The sequence below is a fragment of the Bradyrhizobium xenonodulans genome, from assembly GCF_027594865.1.
Lineage (GTDB): Bacteria > Pseudomonadota > Alphaproteobacteria > Rhizobiales > Xanthobacteraceae > Bradyrhizobium > Bradyrhizobium xenonodulans.
This window is the reverse complement of record NZ_CP089391.1, coordinates 3,697,654-3,720,427: the sequence shown is the minus strand read 5'-3', so window position 1 is coordinate 3,720,427 and position 22,774 is coordinate 3,697,654. Positions and strand designations below refer to the sequence as shown.

At 65.5% G+C, this 22,774-nt stretch carries 26 protein-coding genes; 12 read left to right on the top strand and 14 right to left on the bottom strand.

The features are described 5' to 3' along the window. Window positions 1-147: 147 nt before the first annotated feature. Together I3J27_RS17350 and I3J27_RS17345 are read right to left on the bottom strand one after the other, a co-directional pair. Window positions 148-1,164, bottom strand: a complete 1,017-nt coding sequence (locus tag I3J27_RS17350; RefSeq protein ID WP_270171671.1) for an SH3 domain-containing protein — start codon at window positions 1,162-1,164, stop codon at window positions 148-150. Window positions 1,165-1,317: 153 nt separating this feature from the next. Beyond that, a complete protein-coding gene (locus I3J27_RS17345) occupies window positions 1,318-3,240 on the bottom strand; it encodes an FAD-binding monooxygenase (RefSeq protein WP_270171669.1) in 1,923 nt (640 codons plus the stop codon). Between the two features lie 103 nt (window positions 3,241-3,343). Here I3J27_RS17345 and I3J27_RS17340 point away from each other — a divergent pair, with 103 nt between their 5' ends. Both I3J27_RS17340 and I3J27_RS17335 read left to right on the top strand, forming a co-directional pair. Beyond that, window positions 3,344-3,802: a MarR family winged helix-turn-helix transcriptional regulator gene (locus tag I3J27_RS17340; RefSeq protein WP_270171667.1), complete on the top strand. Its 459-nt coding sequence runs from the start codon at window positions 3,344-3,346 to the stop codon at window positions 3,800-3,802. A gap of 182 nt (window positions 3,803-3,984) precedes the next feature. Next, window positions 3,985-4,416, top strand: coding sequence for a COG4315 family predicted lipoprotein (locus I3J27_RS17335; protein ID WP_270171665.1), 432 nt, complete (start codon window positions 3,985-3,987; stop codon window positions 4,414-4,416). 53 nt (window positions 4,417-4,469) lie between these two features. On the opposite strand, the gene I3J27_RS17330 is transcribed toward I3J27_RS17335, so the two are convergent. The 3 genes from I3J27_RS17330 to I3J27_RS17320 form a co-directional block, all read right to left on the bottom strand. Then, complete coding sequence (locus tag I3J27_RS17330) at window positions 4,470-4,631, bottom strand: hypothetical protein (RefSeq protein WP_270171664.1); 162 nt, start codon at window positions 4,629-4,631, stop codon at window positions 4,470-4,472. Window positions 4,632-4,648: 17 nt separating this feature from the next. Then, window positions 4,649-5,635, bottom strand: coding sequence for a hypothetical protein (locus tag I3J27_RS17325; RefSeq protein ID WP_270171662.1), 987 nt, complete (start codon window positions 5,633-5,635; stop codon window positions 4,649-4,651). Window positions 5,636-5,746: 111 nt separating this feature from the next. Then, on the bottom strand, window positions 5,747-6,343 hold the full coding sequence (locus I3J27_RS17320; RefSeq protein ID WP_270171660.1) for a L,D-transpeptidase: 597 nt from the start codon (window positions 6,341-6,343) through the stop codon (window positions 5,747-5,749). 359 nt (window positions 6,344-6,702) lie between these two features. Between I3J27_RS17320 and I3J27_RS17315 the strand changes: the two genes are divergently transcribed. Next, window positions 6,703-7,764 (top strand): hypothetical protein, encoded by a 1,062-nt coding sequence (locus tag I3J27_RS17315; RefSeq protein WP_270171658.1) that lies wholly within the window; start codon window positions 6,703-6,705, stop codon window positions 7,762-7,764. Window positions 7,765-8,131: 367 nt separating this feature from the next. Then, the gene (locus I3J27_RS17310) at window positions 8,132-8,362 is read left to right on the top strand and encodes a DUF6894 family protein (protein WP_195798389.1); all 231 of its coding nucleotides are present in this window, start codon (window positions 8,132-8,134) and stop codon (window positions 8,360-8,362) included. Here the strand turns inward: I3J27_RS17310 and I3J27_RS17305 are convergent, their stop codons facing one another. Next, window positions 8,363-9,148: an SDR family NAD(P)-dependent oxidoreductase gene (locus I3J27_RS17305; RefSeq protein ID WP_270171654.1), complete on the bottom strand. Its 786-nt coding sequence runs from the start codon at window positions 9,146-9,148 to the stop codon at window positions 8,363-8,365. 130 nt (window positions 9,149-9,278) lie between these two features. On the opposite strand from I3J27_RS17305, the gene I3J27_RS17300 reads away from it, so the two are divergent. Beyond that, entirely contained in the window at window positions 9,279-9,668 is a 390-nt protein-coding gene (locus tag I3J27_RS17300) for a hypothetical protein (RefSeq protein WP_270171652.1), read from the top strand. A gap of 127 nt (window positions 9,669-9,795) precedes the next feature. Next, window positions 9,796-10,047 carry a hypothetical protein gene (locus I3J27_RS17295; RefSeq protein WP_270171650.1) on the top strand — a complete coding sequence of 84 codons (252 nt, stop codon included), beginning with the start codon at window positions 9,796-9,798 and terminating at the stop codon, window positions 10,045-10,047. A gap of 22 nt (window positions 10,048-10,069) precedes the next feature. Here I3J27_RS17295 and I3J27_RS17290 read toward each other — a convergent pair whose 3' ends face one another. The 5 genes from I3J27_RS17290 to I3J27_RS17270 form a co-directional block, all read right to left on the bottom strand. Then, complete coding sequence (locus I3J27_RS17290; RefSeq protein WP_128920679.1) at window positions 10,070-10,255, bottom strand: hypothetical protein; 186 nt, start codon at window positions 10,253-10,255, stop codon at window positions 10,070-10,072. 209 nt (window positions 10,256-10,464) lie between these two features. Beyond that, window positions 10,465-10,749: a cell division topological specificity factor MinE gene (gene minE / locus I3J27_RS17285; RefSeq protein ID WP_270171645.1), complete on the bottom strand. Its 285-nt coding sequence runs from the start codon at window positions 10,747-10,749 to the stop codon at window positions 10,465-10,467. Further along, window positions 10,746-11,561: a septum site-determining protein MinD gene (minD, locus tag I3J27_RS17280; protein WP_270171643.1), complete on the bottom strand. Its 816-nt coding sequence runs from the start codon at window positions 11,559-11,561 to the stop codon at window positions 10,746-10,748. The genes minE and minD overlap by 4 nt, the downstream gene beginning before the upstream one ends. 19 nt (window positions 11,562-11,580) lie before the next feature. Beyond that, complete coding sequence (gene minC / locus I3J27_RS17275) at window positions 11,581-12,279, bottom strand: septum site-determining protein MinC (protein WP_270171641.1); 699 nt, start codon at window positions 12,277-12,279, stop codon at window positions 11,581-11,583. A 299-nt stretch (window positions 12,280-12,578) separates the two neighbouring features. Beyond that, a complete protein-coding gene (locus I3J27_RS17270; RefSeq protein WP_270171639.1) occupies window positions 12,579-13,583 on the bottom strand; it encodes an ABC transporter substrate-binding protein in 1,005 nt (334 codons plus the stop codon). Window positions 13,584-13,683: 100 nt separating this feature from the next. Between I3J27_RS17270 and I3J27_RS17265 the strand changes: the two genes are divergently transcribed. From I3J27_RS17265 to I3J27_RS17240, 6 genes are all read left to right on the top strand, one after another. Then, the gene (locus tag I3J27_RS17265) at window positions 13,684-14,331 is read left to right on the top strand and encodes a TetR/AcrR family transcriptional regulator (RefSeq protein ID WP_270171636.1); all 648 of its coding nucleotides are present in this window, start codon (window positions 13,684-13,686) and stop codon (window positions 14,329-14,331) included. Between the two features lie 84 nt (window positions 14,332-14,415). Continuing rightward, the gene (locus I3J27_RS17260) at window positions 14,416-15,186 is read left to right on the top strand and encodes an ABC transporter permease (RefSeq protein WP_270172825.1); all 771 of its coding nucleotides are present in this window, start codon (window positions 14,416-14,418) and stop codon (window positions 15,184-15,186) included. Between the two features lie 23 nt (window positions 15,187-15,209). Then, the gene (locus tag I3J27_RS17255; protein WP_270171635.1) at window positions 15,210-16,247 is read left to right on the top strand and encodes an NAD-dependent epimerase/dehydratase family protein; all 1,038 of its coding nucleotides are present in this window, start codon (window positions 15,210-15,212) and stop codon (window positions 16,245-16,247) included. Beyond that, entirely contained in the window at window positions 16,234-17,055 is an 822-nt protein-coding gene (locus I3J27_RS17250; protein ID WP_270171633.1) for a GNAT family N-acetyltransferase, read from the top strand. The genes I3J27_RS17255 and I3J27_RS17250 overlap by 14 nt, the downstream gene beginning before the upstream one ends. Window positions 17,056-17,061: 6 nt before the next feature. Further along, on the top strand, window positions 17,062-18,117 hold the full coding sequence (locus I3J27_RS17245) for a dihydrodipicolinate synthase family protein (protein ID WP_270171632.1): 1,056 nt from the start codon (window positions 17,062-17,064) through the stop codon (window positions 18,115-18,117). After that, window positions 18,105-18,887, top strand: coding sequence for an ABC transporter ATP-binding protein (locus tag I3J27_RS17240; RefSeq protein WP_270171630.1), 783 nt, complete (start codon window positions 18,105-18,107; stop codon window positions 18,885-18,887). Before I3J27_RS17245 ends, I3J27_RS17240 begins: the two co-directional genes overlap by 13 nt. A gap of 9 nt (window positions 18,888-18,896) precedes the next feature. Here I3J27_RS17240 and I3J27_RS17235 read toward each other — a convergent pair whose 3' ends face one another. The 3 genes from I3J27_RS17235 to I3J27_RS17225 form a co-directional block, all read right to left on the bottom strand. Next, window positions 18,897-20,336 carry a YadA family autotransporter adhesin gene (locus I3J27_RS17235; RefSeq protein ID WP_270171628.1) on the bottom strand — a complete coding sequence of 480 codons (1,440 nt, stop codon included), beginning with the start codon at window positions 20,334-20,336 and terminating at the stop codon, window positions 18,897-18,899. A 285-nt stretch (window positions 20,337-20,621) separates the two neighbouring features. Continuing rightward, on the bottom strand, window positions 20,622-21,713 hold the full coding sequence (locus tag I3J27_RS17230) for a TRAP transporter substrate-binding protein (protein ID WP_270171626.1): 1,092 nt from the start codon (window positions 21,711-21,713) through the stop codon (window positions 20,622-20,624). 153 nt (window positions 21,714-21,866) lie between these two features. Continuing rightward, window positions 21,867-22,418: a MarR family winged helix-turn-helix transcriptional regulator gene (locus I3J27_RS17225; RefSeq protein ID WP_270171624.1), complete on the bottom strand. Its 552-nt coding sequence runs from the start codon at window positions 22,416-22,418 to the stop codon at window positions 21,867-21,869. Window positions 22,419-22,774: the final 356 nt, after the last annotated feature.

Here is a 22,774-nt window from a genome sequence, read left to right as displayed (position 1 = left end):
CCCCGAGTGGATGCTTACAGCTTTGAGTACACATATTACGATCGATGAAATCTGCCCGCGAAGAACTTTCTTAAATTGTACGCGCACGGAACCCGGATCCAGCCCAACAGAAAGCCCGGCGCGAGGGCCGGGCTTTCGTTCGCAACGCTAGTGCTTTTGGTGACCGCCACCGGGGCCGCCGGCGGGCGCGCCGCCACCACGCGGCGCGGCGTTGATCTGCGGAGCGCCACCGCCGCCGCCATGCGGCATCGCAGGCGCGGCCGCACGCGGCGCAGGCATCTGCGCACGCGCATTCATCGGCGAACCATGACTGACGTTAGGCCGAGCCATGTGCGGTGCTGCCTGCGGTGCTGCCGGACGTGCTGGCGCGGCCGAGACACGCGGCGTTTCATGCGCACGCGGCATTGGCTGCGCACGCACCGCAGCGCGGCTCTGCGCCTGCTCGTGCATCATGCGCGCCTGTGCGTCGCGCGGATTGCGGGTCTGCACGTTGGTACGCTCATGGGCGATACGTTCAGTCCGTCCGGCGCGGGTCCGGTCGGCTGTCACCGCAGCATCGCGTTTCGCGATCACAGCATCGCGCCTGGCGACGGCGGCGTCGTGCCGTGCCGTTGTAGCGTCACGGCCCGTAATCGTGGCAGCGCCCCTGACATCACCCTTGCCACGCACGCCCTCACGTCCCAACGCGATCGCAGCGTCACGTGTCGCCGCACGGCCGATGCGGGCCGCACGCGGATCGATCGTCATTCGCGCCGCAACTCGCTGATGCGAGGTCCAGTAACTATTCCAGTAGGCGTGGCGATGATACCAGGGCCGCCCGCCATAATAGCTCGACCAGTAGGAGGTCAGCACGAAGGGGACGACGGGCACGTCGATCTCGTCGACATAGTCGGGGAGATAGACGTAATGGTTGCGATAGAGATATTCGAGGTATTGCGACGACACCCAGCCGCGATCGTCTGAGAAGCTCACGTCGCACCAGGCATTGCCGCGCAGGCAACCATGGATGTTGACGCGCGATCCCTCGGGGATGCGCTCGACCAGCGGAAAGCCCGTGCCCGGTCCGGCCCGCAAGCCGGTCGACACGGTGACCATGCCCGGCGCGGCCAGCGCGGCCGTCGGGGCAAGCAATAATGCGGCAATCAAAACGCTTCTGAGTTTCATGGCGTATTCCTCCTCTAAAGGCGGAACGCGCGGGCGGAATGAGCGTTCCGCGCACAATGGTCGCATCCGTCGAAAGATCGAGATGCGCGCCGCGCGCGGTTCAATATTCATTCGCCGTTCATCGGCGCAGCGCGCGACGGCAACAACGCACCGTCAATTCGCTTGCAGCATGAAGCCGTCGAAGTATGACGCAAGCGCAGCAAAGCCGTCGAGCGGCAGCACGTTCGCGACATACTGGTCGGGCCGCACCACCACCATGCAGCCGGCCTTGCGATCGATGCCGCGCATGGCGAAGACGTCCTGGCCGCTCTTGAGATCCGGACAGAACATCTTCTCGTAGTCGATCAAGCCGTACCGCCCCTTCCGCGGGAGCAGCAGCGCCGGCATCGCCTCCACGGCAAGCGCGCGATGGTCCTGCTGGAAGACCGCGCGCAAATCGATCACGCTGTCGATGTCGGCACCGACGGGCGTATGGCGCCTGAGCGGCGATTCCCGCGCCTCGGTCAGGAAATTGCACAAGCCACGAATGGCCGAGCCGGCCGCCGCAGGATCTTCCGCCGGCGCAAACGCGTAGATGCGGAAGCGACCGTCGGCCTTCGACGCATGCCCGAGATGAACCGGCTTTGCATCTCCCAGCCGGATGACCGGCGCGGAGTGAAAGCGCTTGCCGATGACGAGGCCTTGGGCGAGATGCTGATGCGTCGCTGCCCCCGTGAGGATCGATGGGCGGTAATGCGTCGCGGTCCCTGCCGTATAGCGGCCGTGCCTGACGAAGTAGTCCTGCGTCTTGGCGGCATCGGCGCCGCCACTCTTGGCAGCGGACGCCAGAATCCCCGCCCACTCGCGGTCGAAATCGATCAGCTCCTTTGCCACCGCCTGGCGCTCGGCCGAATAGGAATGCAGGAGGCTCGGCGCGCCCTGCTTCCGCAGCACGGCGGCGAGCTTCCAGCCGAGATTGAAGGCGTCCTGCATCGAGACGTTCATGCCCTGCCCGGCCTTCGGGCTGTGGGTATGGCAGGCATCGCCGGCGATGAAGATGCGCGGCAGGCGCGTCGCGATCTCGGCCTCCGGCACGTCGTCGAACTTGTCGGTCAGACGCTGGCCGATCTCGTAGACTGACCACCAGGCGATCTCCTTCACCTCGAGCGTATGCGGCTTCAGGATCCGCTGCGCCTTGGCGATCACGTCATCGGCGGTGATGTTGCGGCTCGCGACGCGCTCGCCGATATCGAGCTTGGCGAGCTCGACATAGAGGCGGACCATGTAGCCGCCTTCGCGCGGAATGATCAGCAGGCTGCCGTCCCTGGCCGACTGGATCAGGGCCTTGAAGCGGATATCCGGAAAATCGGTCACCGCGAGCAAGTCCATCACGCCCCAGGCGTGGTTGGCGGAATCGCCGTGCAGCTCGCGGCCGATCGATTTGCGCACCGTACTGCGCGCGCCGTCGCAACCGACGACATAGCGCGCCCTGATGGTCTCGACCTTGCCCTCGTTTCCGGCATCGACACGTTCGAGCCGTACGGTCACGGCATGGTCTGCCGGCCCCGCAGCCGGATCGACCTGAAGGTCGAGCAGGCGGCGGCTGTAATGGGGCTCGATCTTCGCCGGTGCTTTGCGCATCACGTCGAGAAAGCCGTCATGGATGCGGGCCTGGTTGAGGATGACGTGCGGAAATTCCGACAGGCCGTCCTCGACGTCCTGCACCCGCCCGCTGCGCACGATCATCTCGGGCGCCCGCTCGTCCGGCTTCCAGAACGTCGTCTCGTTGACCCAATAGGCCTCCTTCAGCACGCGCTCGCTGAAACCAAAGGCGTGGAACATCTCCATGGTGCGGCAGGCGACGCCGTCGGCCTGCCCGACCAGCAGGCGGCCCGGCTTCTGCTCGACGATGCAGGTCTTTATGTCAGGGAATTGCGCGAGCTGGGCGGCGAGCGTCAGGCCCGCCGGTCCACAGCCGACGATGAGGACATCGACCTCTTCGGGCACCGGACCCTGAGCGCCCGAAGGCTGAATGCGCGCGGCGGGATCGGCGATCTCGGGATCGCCCGGCTGAAATCCATTGAGATGGAATTGCATGAGCACCTCTCCCGCAACGTTCTGTTTGGATATTGCTCAGTATGCTGACTATCAGTATACTTGTCAACGATCCGCACCGTCCCTGCTCCCAACGGAGAATTCGGTGAAAGACAACAACGACATGCCTGGGCATCTGGCGCGCCGGTTCCAGCAGATCGCGGTGGCGGTGTTTCTGGCCGAGGTCGGGGATGCCGGCTTCGACCTCACGCCGGTGCAATACGCCGCGCTCGCGACCATCAAGGCCAATCCGGGGCTCGACCAGGTGACGCTCGCAGGCCTGATCGCCTACGACCGCACCACCATCACCGGGGTGATCGATCGCCTCGTGCAGAAGGGCCTCATCGAGCGCCGTGCCAGTCCCCGCGACCGCCGTGCCCGCGCGCTCGAGATCACCGACGAGGGCCGGCGCGCGCTGCGCAAGATCACGCCGGCAGTGGAGTCCGCCCAGCGCATCATGCTGCGCGGTCTCAGCGCGAAGGAAGGCGAGGAGCTGATGCGGCTCATGCGCAAGGCCATCGCCGCCGGCAACGAGCTAAGCCGCGCGCCCCTGCGCGAGGCCTAAAGCGGTTTCGAGCGAAGTGGATACCGGTTCGCGTCAAGAAGACGCATCAAACAGCAGCCAAACCCCGTATTTCTATCAGTATGTTTCGTAGGCCTGCGAAACCAGGTACTAACCTTCGGCTGCTATGGTCGGCAACATTCTGCGCTTAACGCGCGATTAACTTTGCCGGTCTGGAGTATCGGATGCTCAGGTTCCACGTTGCGGCTGCCGTCATCGCGCTCTCGACCGGTCCTGCGCTCGCGAACGGCCATGGTGGCGGTGACCCTCCTCCGCCGAAACCCGAAGCAACCACCGCGCCGGCCAAGGTGGTCCTGACCAAGCAGGGTCCCAAGCTGGTCGATCTCAAGGGCATGACGCTCTACACTTACGAGCGCGACACCACGGGCAAGACGTCGAACTGCAACGGCAAGTGCGCCCAGAGTTGGGTCCCGCTGCCCGCAACGGCCGAAGCCAAGGCCATCGGCGATTTCACCGTGATCAATCGCGACGACGGCAGCAAGATGTGGGCATACCGCTATCGCCCGCTCTATACCTCACCGGCTGACAAGGCGCCGGGCGATGCCAACGGCAACGCCACGACGCTGCAATGGCGCATTGCGCGGCCCGCGGAGTAAGGCGAGAACGGCGCGCGTGTCCGGTGTGTCCAAAATCCTTCGCTGTCAGTCGACTAGCGCGCCAGGTCCGTCGGCACCGGCTTGAACGTCGGGATTTTAGCGCTGGGCTGGAGCGGTTTGACCTCTGCATTCACCACCACGGGCCCGGTCAAGAACCAGACCGCCGCCACAGAGGCAATCACAATTGCCGCGCCAAGCGCTGCAAATGCTTTCATGTTTCCGTCCCTCGCGATCAGTTGCTGAGAATGACGCCGTGCTGATGCCGCGACGGATGATCGGCGCCGACCAGCGCGTTCGGATCGGTTGCAATCACGGCTTCCGGTAACGGCAACGGCTCGAGGCCGGCGAAGCGGCGATAGAGTGCGCCCATAACGGCTCCGCAAAATGCCGCCGGCACCAGCAGCGCAGCGAAGATCGGCACGACCAGGACAAGCAGCAGCATACAGGCGAATGCCGCGACGGCGCCGATCGCCGCGTATTCCCACGCGCCGCGGCGGCTCATCGCTCGCGCAACATGGTGCACGCAGAGCATGAAGATGCTCGAAGGAATGACCGAGATCACCATCATGACCATGAAGGTTTGCGCCGGGATCACGGCCGCGAAGATATGCGCCGTGCTCTTGTCCGCGAAGCCGTTCATCAGGAGCGGCAGCAGCGTGTAAGGCAGAAGCGTCGCGAGCACCGTCGGCATCAGGGCCGCGATCGCGATGCCGGCGACCGACGTGCGGACCCGGACCGGTCCGTCGAATACGATGGGCGGCGGCGCTGCCGGTGCGTTGGCGGCGGAGGCTACGCCGGTCGCACGGGCAGCCGGACTAAGGCCGGCGAACTGGCCATAGAGGAAGCCGCCGATCATTCCCGCGATCGTCGGCAACAGGCCGATAGTCACCACCGTACCGTCGCCGGGCGCGGCCAGCTGGATGTGGTTGCGGATCGCGATGCTATAGCTCGCCGCCGCCATGACGCCGCCCATGAGACCGTAGGCGAGCCGGCTCGAGATCGTCCACTGCCGAAGCACCATGTGCCCGGCGAACAGGAAGGCCGCGTTCATCGCCATGCGTCCCGCATAGAGCATCGCGATCTGATCTGGCGCAGGCACGCCTGCGGGATCGGTCACCTGCCCGCCCGCGATGGCGAAGACCATCAGCACGGCTTCGACGATGGCCAGCGGAATCAGCGCGGCGAACAGCGCGCGCGGCGAATTCTTGACGAGATACATGCGAGCAACCCCTTGCTCGCTGCACGCTAGAGGCGAACCGTTACGGCCCGCGCAAGACAATAGATAAAATTGTCGGCAAGCAGCGCGCCGGGCGTTTCACGCCCGCACGCCTCACCCGCGCCAACTTCGGCCTGCCTCGACCTGCGCGCTCTGTCCGGGCGGCAGCACCACGACCATCGAATTCAGCTTCACCCGGTCGAACAGATCGATCACGTCCTCGTTGCGCATCCGGATGCAGCCGGACGAGATCGCCTGCCCGATATATTCGGGCTGGTTGGTGCCGTGGATGCGATAGAGCGTGTCCTTGTTGCCGGTATAGAGATAAATACCGCGCGCACCCAGCGGATTGGCGGGGCCGCCGGCGACGCGCGCCGGATACGGTCCGAGCCGCGCCTGGATGTCCGCCGTCGGAACCCAGTCGGGCCATTCCGCCAGACGCCCGACGCGCGCGACGCCCGAGAAGGCCATGGCTTCCTCGCCGACCGCGACGCCGTAGCGGATCGCCTTGCCCTCGGGCAGCACGAAATAGAGATAGCGCGCATCGGTATCGACCAGGATCGTGCCCGGCTGCTCCTTGCGCGGATAATCGACGATGTGGCGGAGAAACTGCTCGGGCACTTGGGCCTTCGCGTAAGGCGTATGCGCCAGCAACTGACGGTCGCGCGCCGTCATGCTCGCATCCGTCGATGGAGAAAGCGTCGTCTGCATGCAGCCCCCGAGCGGCAGCAAGGCAACGACGAATAAGGCGAATAAGGATCTTGGCACCACCGGCCCCCGATAGCTAATGGCAGCGCCCCCAGCCTCGCCAGATTCTGCCCAAATCGTGCTGGAAACAAGGCAGCGCGGAACACGTGCGCGTGTTCGACAAAATGGGTTCCATCACCACAAACGGCAGAAGAGCGTCGCATCATCTCCATCCCCTCGCCTTGCTTTGGTCAAACGCGGCTGGACTCGTGCGCCATGGGGCCAACCTCAGCAGTTTTTGGGTGGACTCACCTCAACAGATCGGCTCGCGCCAATGCGGACGACCTACACTTGAAACACCAGGTCTTCATAAGGGAGCTGCGATGCTCGCGACGCTGAACTCCAGGCAAATCGTCGATGAGATCGTGAAGGACACGGTCAAGGGCAACGATCCGCACGACAAGGACAACGATCCGCACGACGCAGTTCAGATTCCGCCCGACATGGTGCTGACCTCGCGCCCGATCAGCGTTGCGCCCGCGCTGGCGCCGCAAATCGTGAGCCGTGCAGAGCCGAAATTCGCGCCGGGGCCCAAAGCAAATCCGGAGCCGAAATTCAGTCCTGTCGCCGAGCCTCAGGCGGCGGCGCCCTCCTTCGACACCGCCGTGCGTGTTGCAGCAAGCGATAGCCCGGTCAGGCGGAAGCGATCCGCCGCGCGCAAGTGGCTGCGCGGCGCATTCGTCACGTTCCTGTTCGCGGGCGGCAGCGCGGCCGCCACCATCGCCTGGGAGAAGCACGGCGACACCGCAAAGCAGATGCTTGCGCAATGGACGCCCGCCTTGACGTCGCTGCTGCCTGCGACATCGCAGACCGCGCCGGTCGCCGCCGCACAGGCTGCGCCGACGGAGCAGACTGCGACGGATCAAACGGTCGAGCCGTCTGCGCCGCAAACTCCAGCCGATCAACCTGCGCCGCCGCCTGCGACTCAGGTTGCAGCAGCCGCGCCCGCCGCAGCTCTGCCCGACACAGCGCAGTCGGTGGAATCGATGACGCGCGATCTCGCCGCGATGGCGCAGCAGATCGAAACGCTCAAGGCGAACATTGCCGAGCTGAAAGCCGGACAGGAGCAGATGGCGCGCGAAATGGCAAAGCCCCCGGCACCGAAGCCGGCGGCTGAGGTCAAGCCTGTCGATCCGCGCGCGCGCACATCGGCGCTCCCGCCGCGAGCTGCGGCGCCAGCGCCGCCGCCGGTTCGCAAGCCGAAGCCGGTCGTGTCGCACACTTACATGCCGGCTTATTCGCCTGCACCGCTCGCGCCCGCACCGCTCGCACCTCCGCCGTCACAGGCTGCCGCAGTCCCGCCGCCGGCCGCACCTGTGACCACGACGCAGGCCGTCGCCGATGATGACGGACCGGTCGTGCGTCCGCCGATGCCGTTGCGCTAGACGCCGACGCACCGTCGCAACATCGCGCAAGCTGTCCGACTCGATAAGTTGCGTTGAGTCCGGGTGACTACGGAGACCGATGCCTCGATCGTCTTCCGTCAAGAGAAAAGGCCGTCGGGATCTATGCCGGCGGCCTTCTCTTGCAGCTGCCGGTTCCCGGAGCCCGGTTCTGCTGCAATTCCATGCCTTATGATCACGCCGACATATTTAATAAAATCTTAAAGCACCCGCCCGTTGCACATCATTTCTGCGCCATAAGCACAGAGATTCCGCGGCCCGTTCCTTCGATAGATATCGACTCAGTGGTACCATTCGACATGTGCTGAGACTTCCACCGAAGCTCAGATCGTCACACCGGGGAATTCGGATGCCTTACTATTCCTTCGATCTCGTGGTTGGTGAAGAGTTCAAGAACCAGGGTGGAATCATCCTCGAAGACATCGAGGTCGCTTCCGATCGCGCCGATCAATTGGCGACCGAGCTGTCGCAGGTGAAGCCGGAGCTTCAGCAGAAGGGTTGCGCGGTGCGCGTCACCGATCGCGATCACAACGAGGTCTATCGCACCCCGCTCGATCCCGTGCCGGCCTGGCAGCGCTAACTACTCTTCCAGCATCGGCGGCTCGAACCAGTTCGTCAGCGACAATCCGCCGTCGACGACGAAGGCTGCGCCGGTGACGTAGCCTGACAGCTTGTTCGAGAGCACCGCGAGCGCCATCGGCGCGAGGTCCTCGGCTTCGCCGAGGCGCCCGAGCGGAATGTGCATCGCCAAAGAGGCATCCGCCACGAACCCGCCGGCCGCGATCGCACCGGGCACCAGCGCATTGACGCGGATGTCGTGACGTCCGAACGTCTTCGCGAGCTCCTTCACCAGCATCGCCATGGCCGCCTTCGCGGTCGAGTAATGCGGCAGGTTGCGCGGCGTGCCCGTATGCAGCGAGGTGAGAAACAGGAACGAGCCGGGCCGTTTCGCCGCGATCAGGCGCTTGGCGATCGCGCGTGCCAGGTGAAATCCGGCGTCGAGATTGACGGCGTGCATCTCCTGCCAGATCTTGCGATCGACCGCGAGCGCGTGGTCGGCCTCGCGCCGCGGCGGCGATGCGCTGTGCACGAAATGCGAGACCTCGCCGAGCGCCGCCTGTGCGGCGGCCAGCAGTTCATCGCAAGCCTCTAGCCTCGCGAGATCGCCGACCCACGGCACGGCCAGTTCAGGCCTGCTGCTCGCCGCGATCGCGGCACTCACCCGTTCCGCGCTCACATCGGCAAACACGGTCCGGACGCCCTCGCCGATCAGCGCCTGCGCGATCGCACGGCCGATGCCGTTGCCCGCGCCGGTGACGAGCGCCGTGTCGGTTGCGGGATCGAACGGCGTGCTGAACAGGCTCATGTCGCTCTCCGGATGGCCGGGGACGGCCACGATAGCGCACCGCAGCGGGGCGCGACAAATCAGTCCCGGCACCATTGCGGAGCGGCCCGCCGGACGCTAGCCTCCCAAAAAAATGGAGGAGATACCGAGGATGCGCACCCGTTTCCTGATGGCAGGCCTGTTACTGCTCGCCGCCCCCGCCCAGGCGGCAGACCATTCGCGCTCGACCTATGTGACGATGGTCTTGCAGGCCTTCGCCGCCAGGGTCGAGTGCCCCAACACCGATCTCGTCTATCAGGACCTCGTGCAGAAGGCGCAGCAGATGCAGCTGCCCGACGGCACCACGGAAAAGGTGCGCAAGGCGATCGCCTGGATGCACACCGGCGGCAAGATGGGCGAGAAGCAGGACGACGATCTGATGGCCGAGGTCGCGGTCGCGACCCAGGCGACCGACATGGACCAGCGCCGCCTCGGCATGCCCGGCTGGTGCGAGGCGCAGAAGGTCAACCTCGCCGGCCTGATCCGCGCCAAGGGCGGCTAACAAGGGCGGCTAGCAAGCCGGTTTTCTCAGCGTTAAGCACGCGACGGCGGACGCGCCGTCGTGGCTAACAATTGTCACAATTTTTGCCAGCATGCGGGGCCTCTTCGAAATCGAAAAGGAGAACCTCATGCGGATTATCCATGTCGTTTTCGCCGGCGCATTCGCAGCCGCCATGGCGCTGACCGCCCCGGCACTGGCAAAGAACTCCGACGCCCAGAAGGGCGAGGACAAATCGACCTCGTCGTCATCGTGTAGCGCTTATCAGCAGGCGCCTGATGGATCGTGGGAGCCGCTCCCCTGCAAGGAGATGGGCGAGCGCGGCCAGCCGCAGACGCGGAATCGCACTTCGCAGCAAGGCGAGAATCGCGGGGAGCGCTGAGCGCGCTCGGGCTCCGCGGGTGTCAGCTCTGATGCGGACCGCGTATGATCTTCATCGCGTCGGCGATGTGACGCCATTCCCTGGCCTCGTCGGCCTCGCCGCGTCCCTCGCAAGCCTGTGCCTGTTCGGCAGCCTTCGCGATCGCCGCAAAACCGTGCTGTTCCAGCATCTGCCGCGCGACGGTGTGGACCTGGACCTCGGACATCATGGGCGCTCTCCCGCTTGAAGGACACCGCGGCGCCCGGCTCGGCGCTCCACGGGTCTCTGAAAACGATCTCGCCGCAGGTCCCGTTCCGCCCTCCGCCGATCACATCGGCGCCCTGGGAACTTGAACAGCCAAACGACGAAGGCGGCCCGCCATGCCCGGCGGACCGCCTTCTCACCCACCCCAAAATGGGCCGTCGTCAGCCGCGTCCCCTACGCGACCGCCACGCGCTTGCGCTCGAAATCGTTGGGCACCTCGATGTCGACCTCCAGGGTCGACACCTCGTCGCCGCGCTCGAGACGAACGATGACCTTGGTCGGATCCAGCGTGACGTGCCTGGACACGACGGCGAGAATTTCCTCACGCAGCACGCCGAGCAGATCGGGCTGGCCACGCATGCCGCGCTCATGCGCAAGCAGGATCTGCAACCGTTCGCGAGCGACGGGAGCAGACGAGGCCTTGTTGCCGCGGAGAAGCCGAAGCAGACCCATGCTCATGCAGCCCTCCGTCGCAGCAGACGATCCATGAAGCCCTTGCGCTCGGTCGGCACCTGCATCGGCACGGTGTCGCCGCACAGCCGCCGCGCCGCGTCGATATAGGCCCGCGCGGGTGCGCCTTCGGCGTTCGACAGCGTCACCGGCGTGCCGACATTGGAGGCGCGCAGCACGTCCTGGCTCTCGGGGATGATGCCGAGCAAGGGCGTTGCGAGGATTTCGAGGATGTCCTCGATGGTCAGCATCTCGCCGCGCGCGGCGCGGGAGGGATCGTAGCGGGTGATGAGAATGTGCTTCTCGACCCGCTCGCCCTTCTCGGCCCGCACGGTCTTGGAATCGAGCATGCCGATGATGCGGTCGGAATCGCGCACCGAGGAAACTTCCGGATTGGTGACGATGACGGCCTCGTCGGCAAAGCGCATGGCCATGGAGGCGCCGCGCTCGATGCCGGCCGGGCTGTCGCAGATCACCCAGTCGAAGCGGCTGCGCAGATCGTCGATGACCTTGCCGACGCCCTCTTCGGTCAGCGCGTCCTTGTCGCGGGTCTGCGATGCCGGCAGCAGCCAGAGGTTCTCCAGCCGCTTGTCCTTGATCAGCGCCTGCGGGAGCTTGGCGACGCCCTGCACCACGTTGATGAGGTCGAACACGACGCGGCGTTCGGCGCCCATCACGAGGTCGAGGTTGCGCAGGCCGACGTCGAAATCGACGACGACGACCTTGTCGCCGCGCTGCGCCAGGGCAGCTCCTAGTGCGGCGGTCGTCGTGGTCTTGCCGACGCCGCCCTTGCCTGATGTCACGACCAGTACCTTGGCCATCTCAAATATCTCCTTCTGGTCAGTTCAGCGCAGTAATTCGCATGGTGTTGCCCTGCAGCCAGGCCTGGGCAGGCCGGCCGCGCAAGGCGGCATCGATGTCGTCGGCAGTCTGATAAAACCCATCGATTGCAAGCAGTTCGGCCTCGATCTTCTGGCAATAGATGCGCGCGCTCGTGTGACCGTTCACGCCGGCCATGGCGCGGCCGCGCAGCGCGCCGTAGATGTGGATCGAGCCGCCGGCGACGACCTCCGCGCCGGAGCCGACCGAGCCCAAAATGGTGACGTCGCCTTCCGGGAAGATCACGGTCTGGCCGGAGCGGACGGGGGTCTCGAGCAGCAGCGAGGTCGGCTTGGCCTCGGCCTTCGCTTCGGCCTTCTTCGGCGCACTCGGCTCGACCACGCAGCTGCGCCCGCCCGACAGCAGCGGCGGCATCATCGGCGTCAGACGGCCCTCCTCCACGCCCTCGATGCCGAGCACGCGGATGTTGCGGTCCTGAAGGCTGGTGAGCAGATGGCCGATGCCGGACTGGCTGAGATCGACCGAGGACAGGTCGATCACCACGGGCCGGCCGGCGAAGAAGCCGGGCGAGCGGGCGATGGTGGTGTCGATTTCCTGCAGCCAGTCCTGGATCGGAACCGTCGGCACGAACACGAAGGCCACATAGGAGCGCCCGCGCAGGCGCACCATTTGGCGTTGGACTTTTGCTGCAGCCTCCATAGCGGCCGACTCGTTCCCTGTTATTGAATGGTTAACGATGCGGCGGATATGGTTAACGGCCGGTTAATTTCTCCGTGGGGTTACGTGGGGGATGGGCCAGCTGGGGCGGGCTCGCCGAGCGCAACGGCCTTGGCCGATAGTCGACGGGGGCCCACGCCCAGCGGACAGCTGTCACCGCCCGGCTTGACCGGGCGAATCCGCCCAGTACTCCGAGACGGTTGTGATTGAACCGATGGGCCGCGGCGTACTGGATGCCCCGCCGGCGCGGGGCATGACACCGGTGTGTGGGCGAGCGCCCCCTACTTCTTCACCTTGCTCGCATCCATCTTGACGCTCGGGTCCAGCATCTTCGTCGTGAACACCGTCGTCACGTCGAACGGCTTCTCCATGCCGAGATAGGTCTGGACCAGCTCGTAATCCTTCTTCATCCGCTCGCCGTCGATCCAGCCGAGACCCTTGGTGGTCGTGAACTCGTCCGTCATCAAATACTTGATGCGCTCCCACTGGCGCTCCTGGTTGGCCTGGTCGAGACCGGAGACCTGGTCGAGCAGCGCCTCCAGGCACGGCGTAGCGTCGGCGACGCAGGCCGCAAAGGCCTTCTGCGACATGCGCACGAATTCCTCGACGAGCTTCGGATTCTTCTGGAGATAGGCACCGTTGACGATCAGCGAGTTGCCGTAAGGATTGAGCCCGATGTCCTTCCAGTTGACGTAGCCGAGGTCCTGTCCGAACTCGATCACCTTCAGATCGTGCTCGTTGTAGAAGTCGCTGATGATGTCGACCGTGTGGCTCTTCAAGCCTGCGATCTTCGCGGTCGGCCCGATATTGACGAAGCTGACGGCATCGGGCGCGAGTCCTGCGGCCTTCGCAAAGGCCGGCCACATCACGCGCGAAGCATCGCCGGGCGGATTGCCGATCTTGTGGCCGGCAAAGTCCTTCACGCCGTTCACGCCGTAGCTCTTCAGCCAGTAGAACGTCTGTCCGGTGTTGGCGTAGATGCTCATCAGCGCGACGTCGTCCGCGCCTTTGCTTTTCGCCACCAGCATGGTGGCGAGATCGGCGATGCCGAAGGGCGAGCCGCCGGAGCCGACCTTGGCGGCGGAGACGCCGGAGCCCTTGCCGACCTCGATGGTCAGGTCGATCCCCGCCTTCTCGTACCAGCCTTGCGCCTTCGCGTAATAGAACGGCGAATGGTCGGCCGTCGGCGTCCAGTTCAGGATCAGATTGACCGCCTCGCCAGCGCTCGCCGGCACCGCCGGCAGACCGAGCATGAGCGCCACAACAGCCGCCTGCAAACGCTTCATCGCATCTCTCCTCATGCCAGCGACCCGGCTTGTCGCTCTCCCCGTGTGAGGATACCAATGCAACAAGCCCGCCCTCCACTTGTCAACTGTTTGGTTGGAAATGCCCGCAAAACGTTCAGGCGACACCGTGCCGCAGCGGCGCGACCCCGTCGCCACCCGCAAGAAGCTGCTGACCGCGGCGCGCCAGGAGTTCGCCAGCCACGGCTTTGCGGGTGCCCGCGTCGACGAGATCGCGATGCGCGCCGGCGTCAACAAGCAGCTCGTCTACCACTATTTCGGCGACAAGGACGCGCTCTATCTCGCCGTGCTCGAATGGGTTTACGCCGATATCCGCGAGCAGGAGCGCCAGCTCAATCTCGAAGGCCTGCCGCCGGAAAAGGCGATCCGGAAGCTGATCGAGGCCTCGTTCGATTATCTCGCCAACAACCCTGATTTCATCGTGCTGCTGAACGACGAGAACCGCGGCGGCGCCCGCCACGTCCGCGGCTCGACCCGGCTGGAAGCCATGCATTCGCCGCTGGTGAAGAGCGTGTCCCACATTCTCCATGAGGGCGTGCGAACGGGTGTGTTCCGCAAGGGGATCGACCCGATCCAGCTCTATATCTCCATCGCCGGCCTCGGCTATTTCTATCTCTCCAATACGCCGACGCTGTCGGCGATCTTCGGCAAGGACCTGTCGAGCCGGGCCGCCAAGCGCGCCCGCCGCCGCCATGTCGTCGATCTCGTGCTGCATTCGCTCCGGCCGTAATCAACCAACTGGTTGAAACTTCCCGCGGGGACGGTTAAGCTCGCCCCCGGCGGCATCGTCGCTGCCGACAACAGGGAGCAAATGGTGACGGGAGACGGCGCACGCGCCTCGCGCAGCTTTGCGATCATCCTGATCGTGCACCTCGCCGTGCTCGTGCTGTGGCAGGTCGCGGTCGATGCCTTCCACGTCCCGAAATTCATCCTGCCCTCCCCGCTGGCGACGGTGCAGACGCTGGGAACAGCGAGCTATTCCTGGGGCGCCAACACGCTGGTCACGGCGATCGAGATCGTCGGCGGCTTCGCGCTCGGCGCCTTCGTCGGCGTTGCGCTGGCCGTGATCTTCAGCTGGGCGCCGCTGCTGAGCCTCATGCTGCTGCCGCTGTTCGTGACCTTGAACATGATCCCGAAGGTCGCGCTCGGCCCATTGTTCATCGTCTGGTTCTCCTACGGCATCGTGCCGAACATCCTGATCGCCTTCAGCATCTGCTTCTTCCCGATCCTGCTCACCACCGCGCGGGGCCTGCGCGAGGTCGAGCCCGACCTGCTCGATCTCGTCAGATCGCTGCGCGGCTCGCGCTGGACCCTGTTCCGCAAGATCCAGCTGCCGGGATCGCTGCCTTATGTGTTCTCCGGCATGAAGGTCGGCGCCATCCTTGCGGTCGCCGGTGCCATCGTCGGCGAGTTCATCGCCTCCGAGCGCGGGCTCGGCTACCTCATGATCCAGGTTCAGTCCTCGCTCGATACGCCTGCGATGGTGATGGCCGTCGTGCTGCTGACCCTGCTCGGCGTCGCGCTCTACGGCCTGGTCCTCGTCCTCGAACGCATGTTCGTGGTCGGCGATGCAAGACAAACCTGAAACGGCAGAACTAAGGACCGCCCATGCTGCTCACCCGCCAGACACTGCCGAAGACCATCCCCGACATCGCGGCGCTCGACGATCTCCTGTGCCGGCCGACGCAGGCGCTGATCGACGACCTCAGGAAGGTCGATGGCGACATCATGATTTTGGGCGTCGGTGGCAAGATGGGCCCGACGCTGGCCGGGCTCGCCAAGTCAGCCGTGCCCGATCGCCGCGTCATCGGCGTCGCTCGCTTCAGCGAGGCCGGCGTGGAGGACTGGTTGCATGGGCGCGGCGTCGAGACCATCAATTGCGATCTGATGGACGAGATCGCCATTCAATCGCTACCCAAGGTGCCCAACATCATCTTCATGGCCGGCCGCAAGTTCGGCGCCGAGGGCGATTTGTCGCTGACCTGGGCGATGAACGCGCATGTGCCGGCGCTGGTCGCGCAGGCCTTCCCGTCGTCGCGGATCGTGGCGTTCTCGACCGGCTGCATCTATCCCTTCGTCCCCGTCGACGGCAAAGGCGCGACCGAGGACATGGCGCCGAACCCGCCCGGCGAATACGCCCAGTCCTGCGTCGGCCGCGAGCGCATGTTCGAATATTTTTCGCGCAAGTTTGGAACGCCCGGCCGGCTGTTCCGCCTCAACTACGCGATCGACATGCGCTACGGCGTGCTGCACGACATTGCCACAAAAGTGCTGACGGGCACCCCGATCGACGTCAGCCTGGGCCACGTCAACTTCATCTGGCAGGGCGATGCGTCCGCGCAGGCGCTGCGCTGCCTGGCGCATTGCACGACGCCGACCTCGCCGATCAATGTCAGCGGCCACGAGATCCTCGCGGTGCGTGACCTCGCGCAAAAGTTCGGCGCAAGGTTCGGCCGCGCACCGGTGCTGACGGGCAAGGAAGAGCCGACGGCGTGGCTGACCGACACGTCGAAAGCGGTCGAGCTGTTCGGCCTGCCGGTCGTCGACACCGAGCAGTTGATCGCCTGGACCGCGGACTGGGTCTCCCGTTCCATGCCGAGCCTCGGCAAGCCCACCAAATACGAGGTGCGCGATGGACGCTACTGACGGTCCGCCCGTCCTCAAGCTCGGCATCGAGGATGCCATCGCCGGACTCGCGCTGTCGACGGAAGCGCACTGGAACCAGACCGAGGACGACTGGCGCATCTTCCTGCGCGATGGGGTCGTGTTTGGCATCCGCGACGGCGTGCGGCTGATCGCGACCGCCGCTCTGCTGCCCTATTCCGGCAACAACGCCTGGATCAGCATGGTGCTGGTATCAGGCACGCACCGCCGCCGCGGCTTTGCCACACGCCTCGTCGATGCCTGCCTGGAAACGGCGCGCAGGAACGGCCTGACGAGCTGGCTCGACGCGACGCCCGACGGTGCGGCCGTCTACGGCCCGCTCGGGTTCACGCCGACGCTGCAATTGCGCCGGCTGAAGCTGGTGAGGCCCTCGCGAGCGGAAGCGCCACCATCCTCATCCGCGACCATCGACGCATTGCGCGCGCGGGACCGGCGGGCCACCGGTTTCGACCGGAGCGCCCTGCTCTCCGCCTTCGCACAGCGCTACGGCTCGCGCATCGTCTCCGCGAATGGAGCCATCGCGCTGGTTCGCGACGGCCGGACCGCCCGCCATATCGGCCCGTTATTTGCCGATCACGCCGCAACGGCGTTAGCCCTGGTTGATGCGATCGCACGATCCGAGACCGGTCCGCTTTTGATCGACGCCATCGCCTCGCAGGCCGCGTTCCTGGAAGGATTGACCGCCTCGGGGTGGACCATCGAGCGCCCGTTCCAGCGCATGCGGTTCGGCCCCGCCACAGCCATGGCCGAGGAAGTGCCGTTCGCCGTCGCCGGCCCTGAATTCGGATAGGACATCATGCACCACAGCCAGATCAACGCCGACATCCGCAAGCTGATCGCCGAGGGCACCGTGCTGCCGGCGCATCCCCTCGCGCTCACCGCCGGGCGTCAGTTCGACAAGCCGCATCAGCGCGCGCTGACGCGTTATTACATCGATGCCGGCTCGGGCGGCCTTGCGGTCGGCGTCCACACCACGCAATTCGCGATCCGCGACGTCGGCCTCTATCGTCCCGTGCTCGAGCTTGCAGCGGAGACCGCCGCGAGCTGGACCAAACGTCCGCTGGCGATGGTCGCCGGCCTTGCCGGCCCGACCCGGCAGGCCACCGCTGAGGCCCGCACCGCACGCGACATCGGCTATCACGCCGGCCTGCTCAGCCTCGCCGCGATGAAAAACGCCTCCGAGGACGAGATCATCGCGCATTGCGCGGCGGTTGCCGCCGAGATCCCGCTGGTCGGCTTCTACCTCCAGCCGGCCGTCGGCGGCGTCATCCTGTCGAGCCGATTCTGGCAGCGCTTTGCCTCGATCGACAATGTCATCGCGATCAAGATCGCGCCGTTCAACCGCTATCGCACGCTCGACGTGCTCCGCGGCGTCGCGGCCGCCGGCGCGCTCGACCGCGTCGCGCTCTATACCGGCAATGACGACCACATCCTGCTCGACCTGATGCTGCCGTTCGACCTGCGCGACAAGGGCGTCACCACGCGTACCTATTTCAAAGGCGGCCTGCTCGGCCATTGGTCGGTCTGGACCGCGAGCGCCATCAAGCAATTCGAGCGCTGCAAGGCGGCGCGGCACAAGGACAGCGTGCCGGCCGACCTTCTCGCGCTCGATGCCCGTGTTACCGATTGCAACAGTGCCTTCTTCGACGTCGCCAACAATTTTCACGGCTGCATCGCCGGCTGCCATGAGATTTTGCGGCGCCAGGGCCTGATGCAGGGCCTGTGGTGCCTCGACCCGACCGAGGGCCTCAGCCCCGGCCAGCAAGACGAGATCGACCGCGTCTGCCGCGAGCATGCCGACCTCAGCGACGATTCCTTCGTCGCGGCGAACCTCAACAAATGGCTGGCATGAGCTCAAAACCCTTCATCAGCCTGCAAGGCGTCCGCAAGGTCTATCGCAGCGGCGGCGCCGAGTTTCTGGCGGTGTCCGACGTCACCATGGACGTGCAGGAAGGTGAGCTGGTCTCGCTGGTCGGCCCGTCCGGCTGCGGCAAGACCACGGTGATGAAAATTCTGGCCGGCCTGCACGGCGCCGACGGCGGCACCGTGACGATCGGCAACGACAAGAGCCCGTTCGATCCGGCCCGCGACATCGGCATGGTGTTCCAGCAGGCGCTGCTGTTGAAATGGCGCACCATCCTGGACAACGTGCTGCTGCCGGCCGAGATCGTCGGCCTGCCGATCAAGGCGGCGCACGAGCGGGCACGAGATCTGCTCAACCTCGTCGGGCTTGCCGGCTATGAGCAGAAATATCCGCAGCAGCTGTCGGGCGGCATGCAGCAGCGCACCGCGATCGCGCGCGCCTTCATTCACGATCCGAAGCTGATCCTGATGGACGAGCCGTTCGGCGCGCTGGATGCGCTGACGCGCGAGCAGATGAACCTGGAGATGCTGCGGATCTGGCGCGAGAGCGGCAAGACCATCATCTTCGTCACGCACTCGATCCAGGAAGCCGTGTTCCTGTCCTCGCACTGCGCCGTGCTGACGGCGGGGCCGGCGAAGATGGCCGACTATTTCCCGATCGACCTGCCCTTCCCGCGCGACCTCCCGCTCAAGACCACGGACGCGTTCGGCGCCTATGCGCGGCGTATCTATGCCAGGCTGGGCCTCGCCGCCGCCTGACGCGAACGTTCAAAACTCTCCGCCGACACCGACATAGGCCGTGTGCTCGGTGCCGCCGCCATTGCCGTAACCGCCAACGACGGTGAGCGGCATGGCGGTGTTGAGCCGGTGCGCGAAACCTACGCCGAAGCCGCCTTCACCGTGGAACGCCGAACCGCGCACCTGCCAGGTCGTCTTGCCCGGCGCCGACGGCATCGGTGCGCTTGCCGCTGCAACCGCCGCGGCAATGCCGCGCCTGGCCTCGGTGAGATTGTTGCCGATCTGCGCCTGGAGCGAACCGATCTGCGACTGGAATCCGGAGGTGATGCCGGAGAGCTGGCTCATGTTGACGGCATCGGTCGGGGCAACGCCGGCCGCGACATTGGTGAGGCGCCGCTCGTTGCCGGCCGTGCCGAACGACACGGTGTTGGCCGCGGTCGCGACCGAGCCGGCGCCGATCGCGACGGAATTGGTTGCCGACGCCGTCGCATTGATGCCGAGGGCCAGCGAATTGGTGCCATCCGCCCGTGAGCTGCTGCCGAGCGCCGTGCCGCCGGTGTTGGCCACGGCCGAAGCGCCGAGTGCGGTGGCGCCGGTCCCGGTTGCGTTGGCGGACGTCCCGAGCGAGGTCGTCGCCTCGCCATTGGCGTTGCTGAAGACGCCGACCGACGTTGCGGTGGTGCCGGTGGCGATCGAGTTGCCGCCGAGCGCCGTCGCGGAATTGCCGTTGGCGACGCTGGTGTCGCCAATGGCCGTCGCAAGGGTCCCCGTTGCCTTGCTGCCCTGACCGTAGGCACTGGCGGCCGCGCCATTGGCCGTGCTGTTGGTGCCGGTCGCGGTGGCGTATTGGCCGGTGGCCTTGCTGTTCTGGCCGGTCGCGGTCGCAAAGTCGCCACTGGCCAGGCTGCTGGCGCCGGTTGCGGTCGCGTTGTTGCCGAGGGCGTTCGCGCTCGCCCCCGACGCGGTTGCAGCCGTGCCGAATGCCGCGCTGCTTGCTCCGGTCGCCGTGGCCGTCGCCCCACTTGCGAATGCTGATTGGCCGATCGCGGTTGCGCTGGCACCGATCGCGCTGGAGTGTGTACCGGCTGCTGTGGCGCCCTCGCCGGTCGCAGTCGCGTTGTCGCCGAAGGCGCTGGCCGAGGGTCCGGTTGCAGCGGCGGCAAGGCCGATTGCGGTAGCGTTATCGCCGGTCGCGTTCGACGAGGAGCCGACGGCAACCGCCGCATTGCCGTTTGCGCTGGATGAGTAGCCGTAGGCAGAGGCGAAGATACCCTCTGTGGTCGAGCTCGGCCCCACCGCTGTGGCAAAGCCGGATGGTGCGTTGTTGACGCCGCCGCCGGCCGAATAGTCGGCCGCCATCGCCGAACCGGTGTGGAGGAACGTGGTCGCGAGGAGAAGAGCCAGGAGCGGCGCGATCGGCCTGAGGTTTCTCCTGCCAGCCGCTCCAATAATGCCGTTCGTTGAGGTCATTTTCGACTCCATTCCCTGCTTGCTGCAAGGTCTGGAGGAATGGGTGGAAGCGCACATCAACCGTACGGTTGAAGACGTATGAGCGGTCCCATCCCGCTATCGCTTTTCGGCGGGATGTTGCTGGAATGCATCGCTGCGCATAGCGAGGGCTACGCCCTCAGAACTCGTAGGGTGGGCAAAGCGACAGCGTGCCCACCACAAGCAAGTGGTGGGCACGGCGCAAGTGCGCCTTTGCCCACCCTACAAGAGCGGGGCGCGGCGTGGTTACCGCGCCCCTGATCGCGCTCAGGTCTTGTTGCGCATCTTGCTGAGCAGATAGTTGTCGTAGAAGTTTTCCGCGATCTGCGTGTAGAACAGCAGCTCTTTCATATACGCGTCGTGGCTTTCCTTGGTCCGCTTGAACAGGTCGCTCTTGGCGGCGAGCTCGTTCAGATGCTCCTGGGTGGCGTTGTAGCAGGCCTCCAGCACCGGCTGCGGGAACGCCTTCAGCTCCGCGCCATTGGCGAGCAGCCGCTTCAGCGCAGCCGGATTGACGCTGTCGTACTTTTCCAGCATCCACGCGCCGGCTGCGGATGCAGCCTGGTTGACGATCGCCTGGTACTGCTTCGGCAGGCTCGCCCATTTCTCGTCGTTGACGATCATGTGCAGCATGGCGCCGCCTTCCCACCAGCCGGGGAAGTAATAGTACTTGGCAACCTTCTGGAAGCCGAGCTTCTCGTCGTCATAGGGGCCGACGAATTCGACCGCGTCGATCGTGCCCTTCTCCAGCGCCGGATAGATGTCGCCGCCCGCGATCTGCTGGGGCACGACGCCGAGCCTGGCCAGCACGTGGCCGCCCATGCCGGCGATGCGGAATTTGAGGCCCTTGAGATCGTCGACGGTCTTGATCTCCTTGCGGAACCAACCGCCCATCTGGGTGCCGGAATTGCCGCAGAGGATGGCGTGCGCCTTGAACGGCTTCAGCGCCTCGTTGGTGAGGTCGGCGCCACCGCCGAAATGCCACCAGGATTCCTGATGGCGGTGATTCATGCCGAACGGCGCGCCGGTGGCGTAGGCCAGCGCCGGCTCCTTGCCGATGTAGAAATAGAGCGGCGTCTGCGCCATCTCCACCGAGGCCGTGCTGACGGCATCGAGGGCCTGCAGGCCGGGAACGATCTCGCCAGCACCAAAGGTCTGGATCTGGAATTTGTTGTCGGTGGCCTCGGCAACATATTTCGCGAAGGTCTGCGCCGTGCCGTAGATGGTGTCGAGCGACTTCGGGAAGCTCGAGGTCAGGCGCCATTTGATCTCGGGCGCGCCTTGCGCGATCGCAGGTGCAGCAACCAGCGTCGTCGCGCCGGCGACCGCGCCGCCCTTGAGGAATGTACGGCGTTTCATGGTGGGGACTCTCCCTAAATCAAGGCTTGAAATGGATGGCCTGAGGCTACGGTCTTCCCGGACCGTTTGCCCGCTCCCGGCACGCAGTTCAAGCCATGATAAAGATGGGGCGACCTGCCAAATGACGACATCCGCGGCAGGGCGGGCGACCGCTCAGCTATCCTCGACAAAGCTCGACAGCGCGCGCCGCAAATCCTTGTAGGCGCGCGGTCCAATCCTGGCCGCGAGCGCCTTGTCGCTTTCGGCTGCCGCCGGCCGCAGCCGGCCCAGTAGCGTCGTCCCGGCTTCGGTCAAATAGAGCACGTAATAGCGGCGGTTGATCGTAGATGCCGTGCGACGCACGAGGCCACGACCTTCCAGATGGTCCACCAGCCTGCCAAGCCCGGCCCGTTCGATCGACAACAGCTGCGCGACGGCAAGCTGGTTGACGCCGGGATTGGCGTCGATCACGCAGAGCACGGAAAACTGGGCGGGACTGATTTCGAAAACCGCCAATTGCCGGCTGAACTCCTTGAAGATCCAGAGCTGCGCCCGGCGGATGCCGTAGCCGAGCAGCTGGGAAAGGTCACCCAGCGCGAGCGGTTTCGCCCGCGCGGGCTTCGGGCTCGACACGATGCGCGGCGGCGCTCGCAGCGGCTTCGTCGCGCGGGGCGCGCGCCGCGGTCGCGTGACCCGTTTCCCGGCTTGGGCCTTGCCTGGCTGCATCGACGCATCTTTCGCAAGGCCGGTCGAGCTGCATCCGGCGGGGTGAGGATTCGGACAGGAAGTCTAACGCAACGCGGCTCGATCGAGAAGCCGGACGCAACCTCGCTCTGCGCATACAGCTTCCACGACAGGTTGCACGGCAATATCGCGCGATGCGTCATGTTGACACGGCAACATCGCTCGCCTAAGGATCGTCGAGAGCCTGTCGCGACACGAGCGGGTTCAAGGGGAGCGAACGTCCGTGCCGTCATCTGGGGGTGGCGCCGATCCGCATGCCATCGCGCATCGCGGCGGCATGGTTTTGCGCAGGCGAAGCTGCGCTGCCGCTCATCGCGGCTATGGGCGCATGTCCCCAA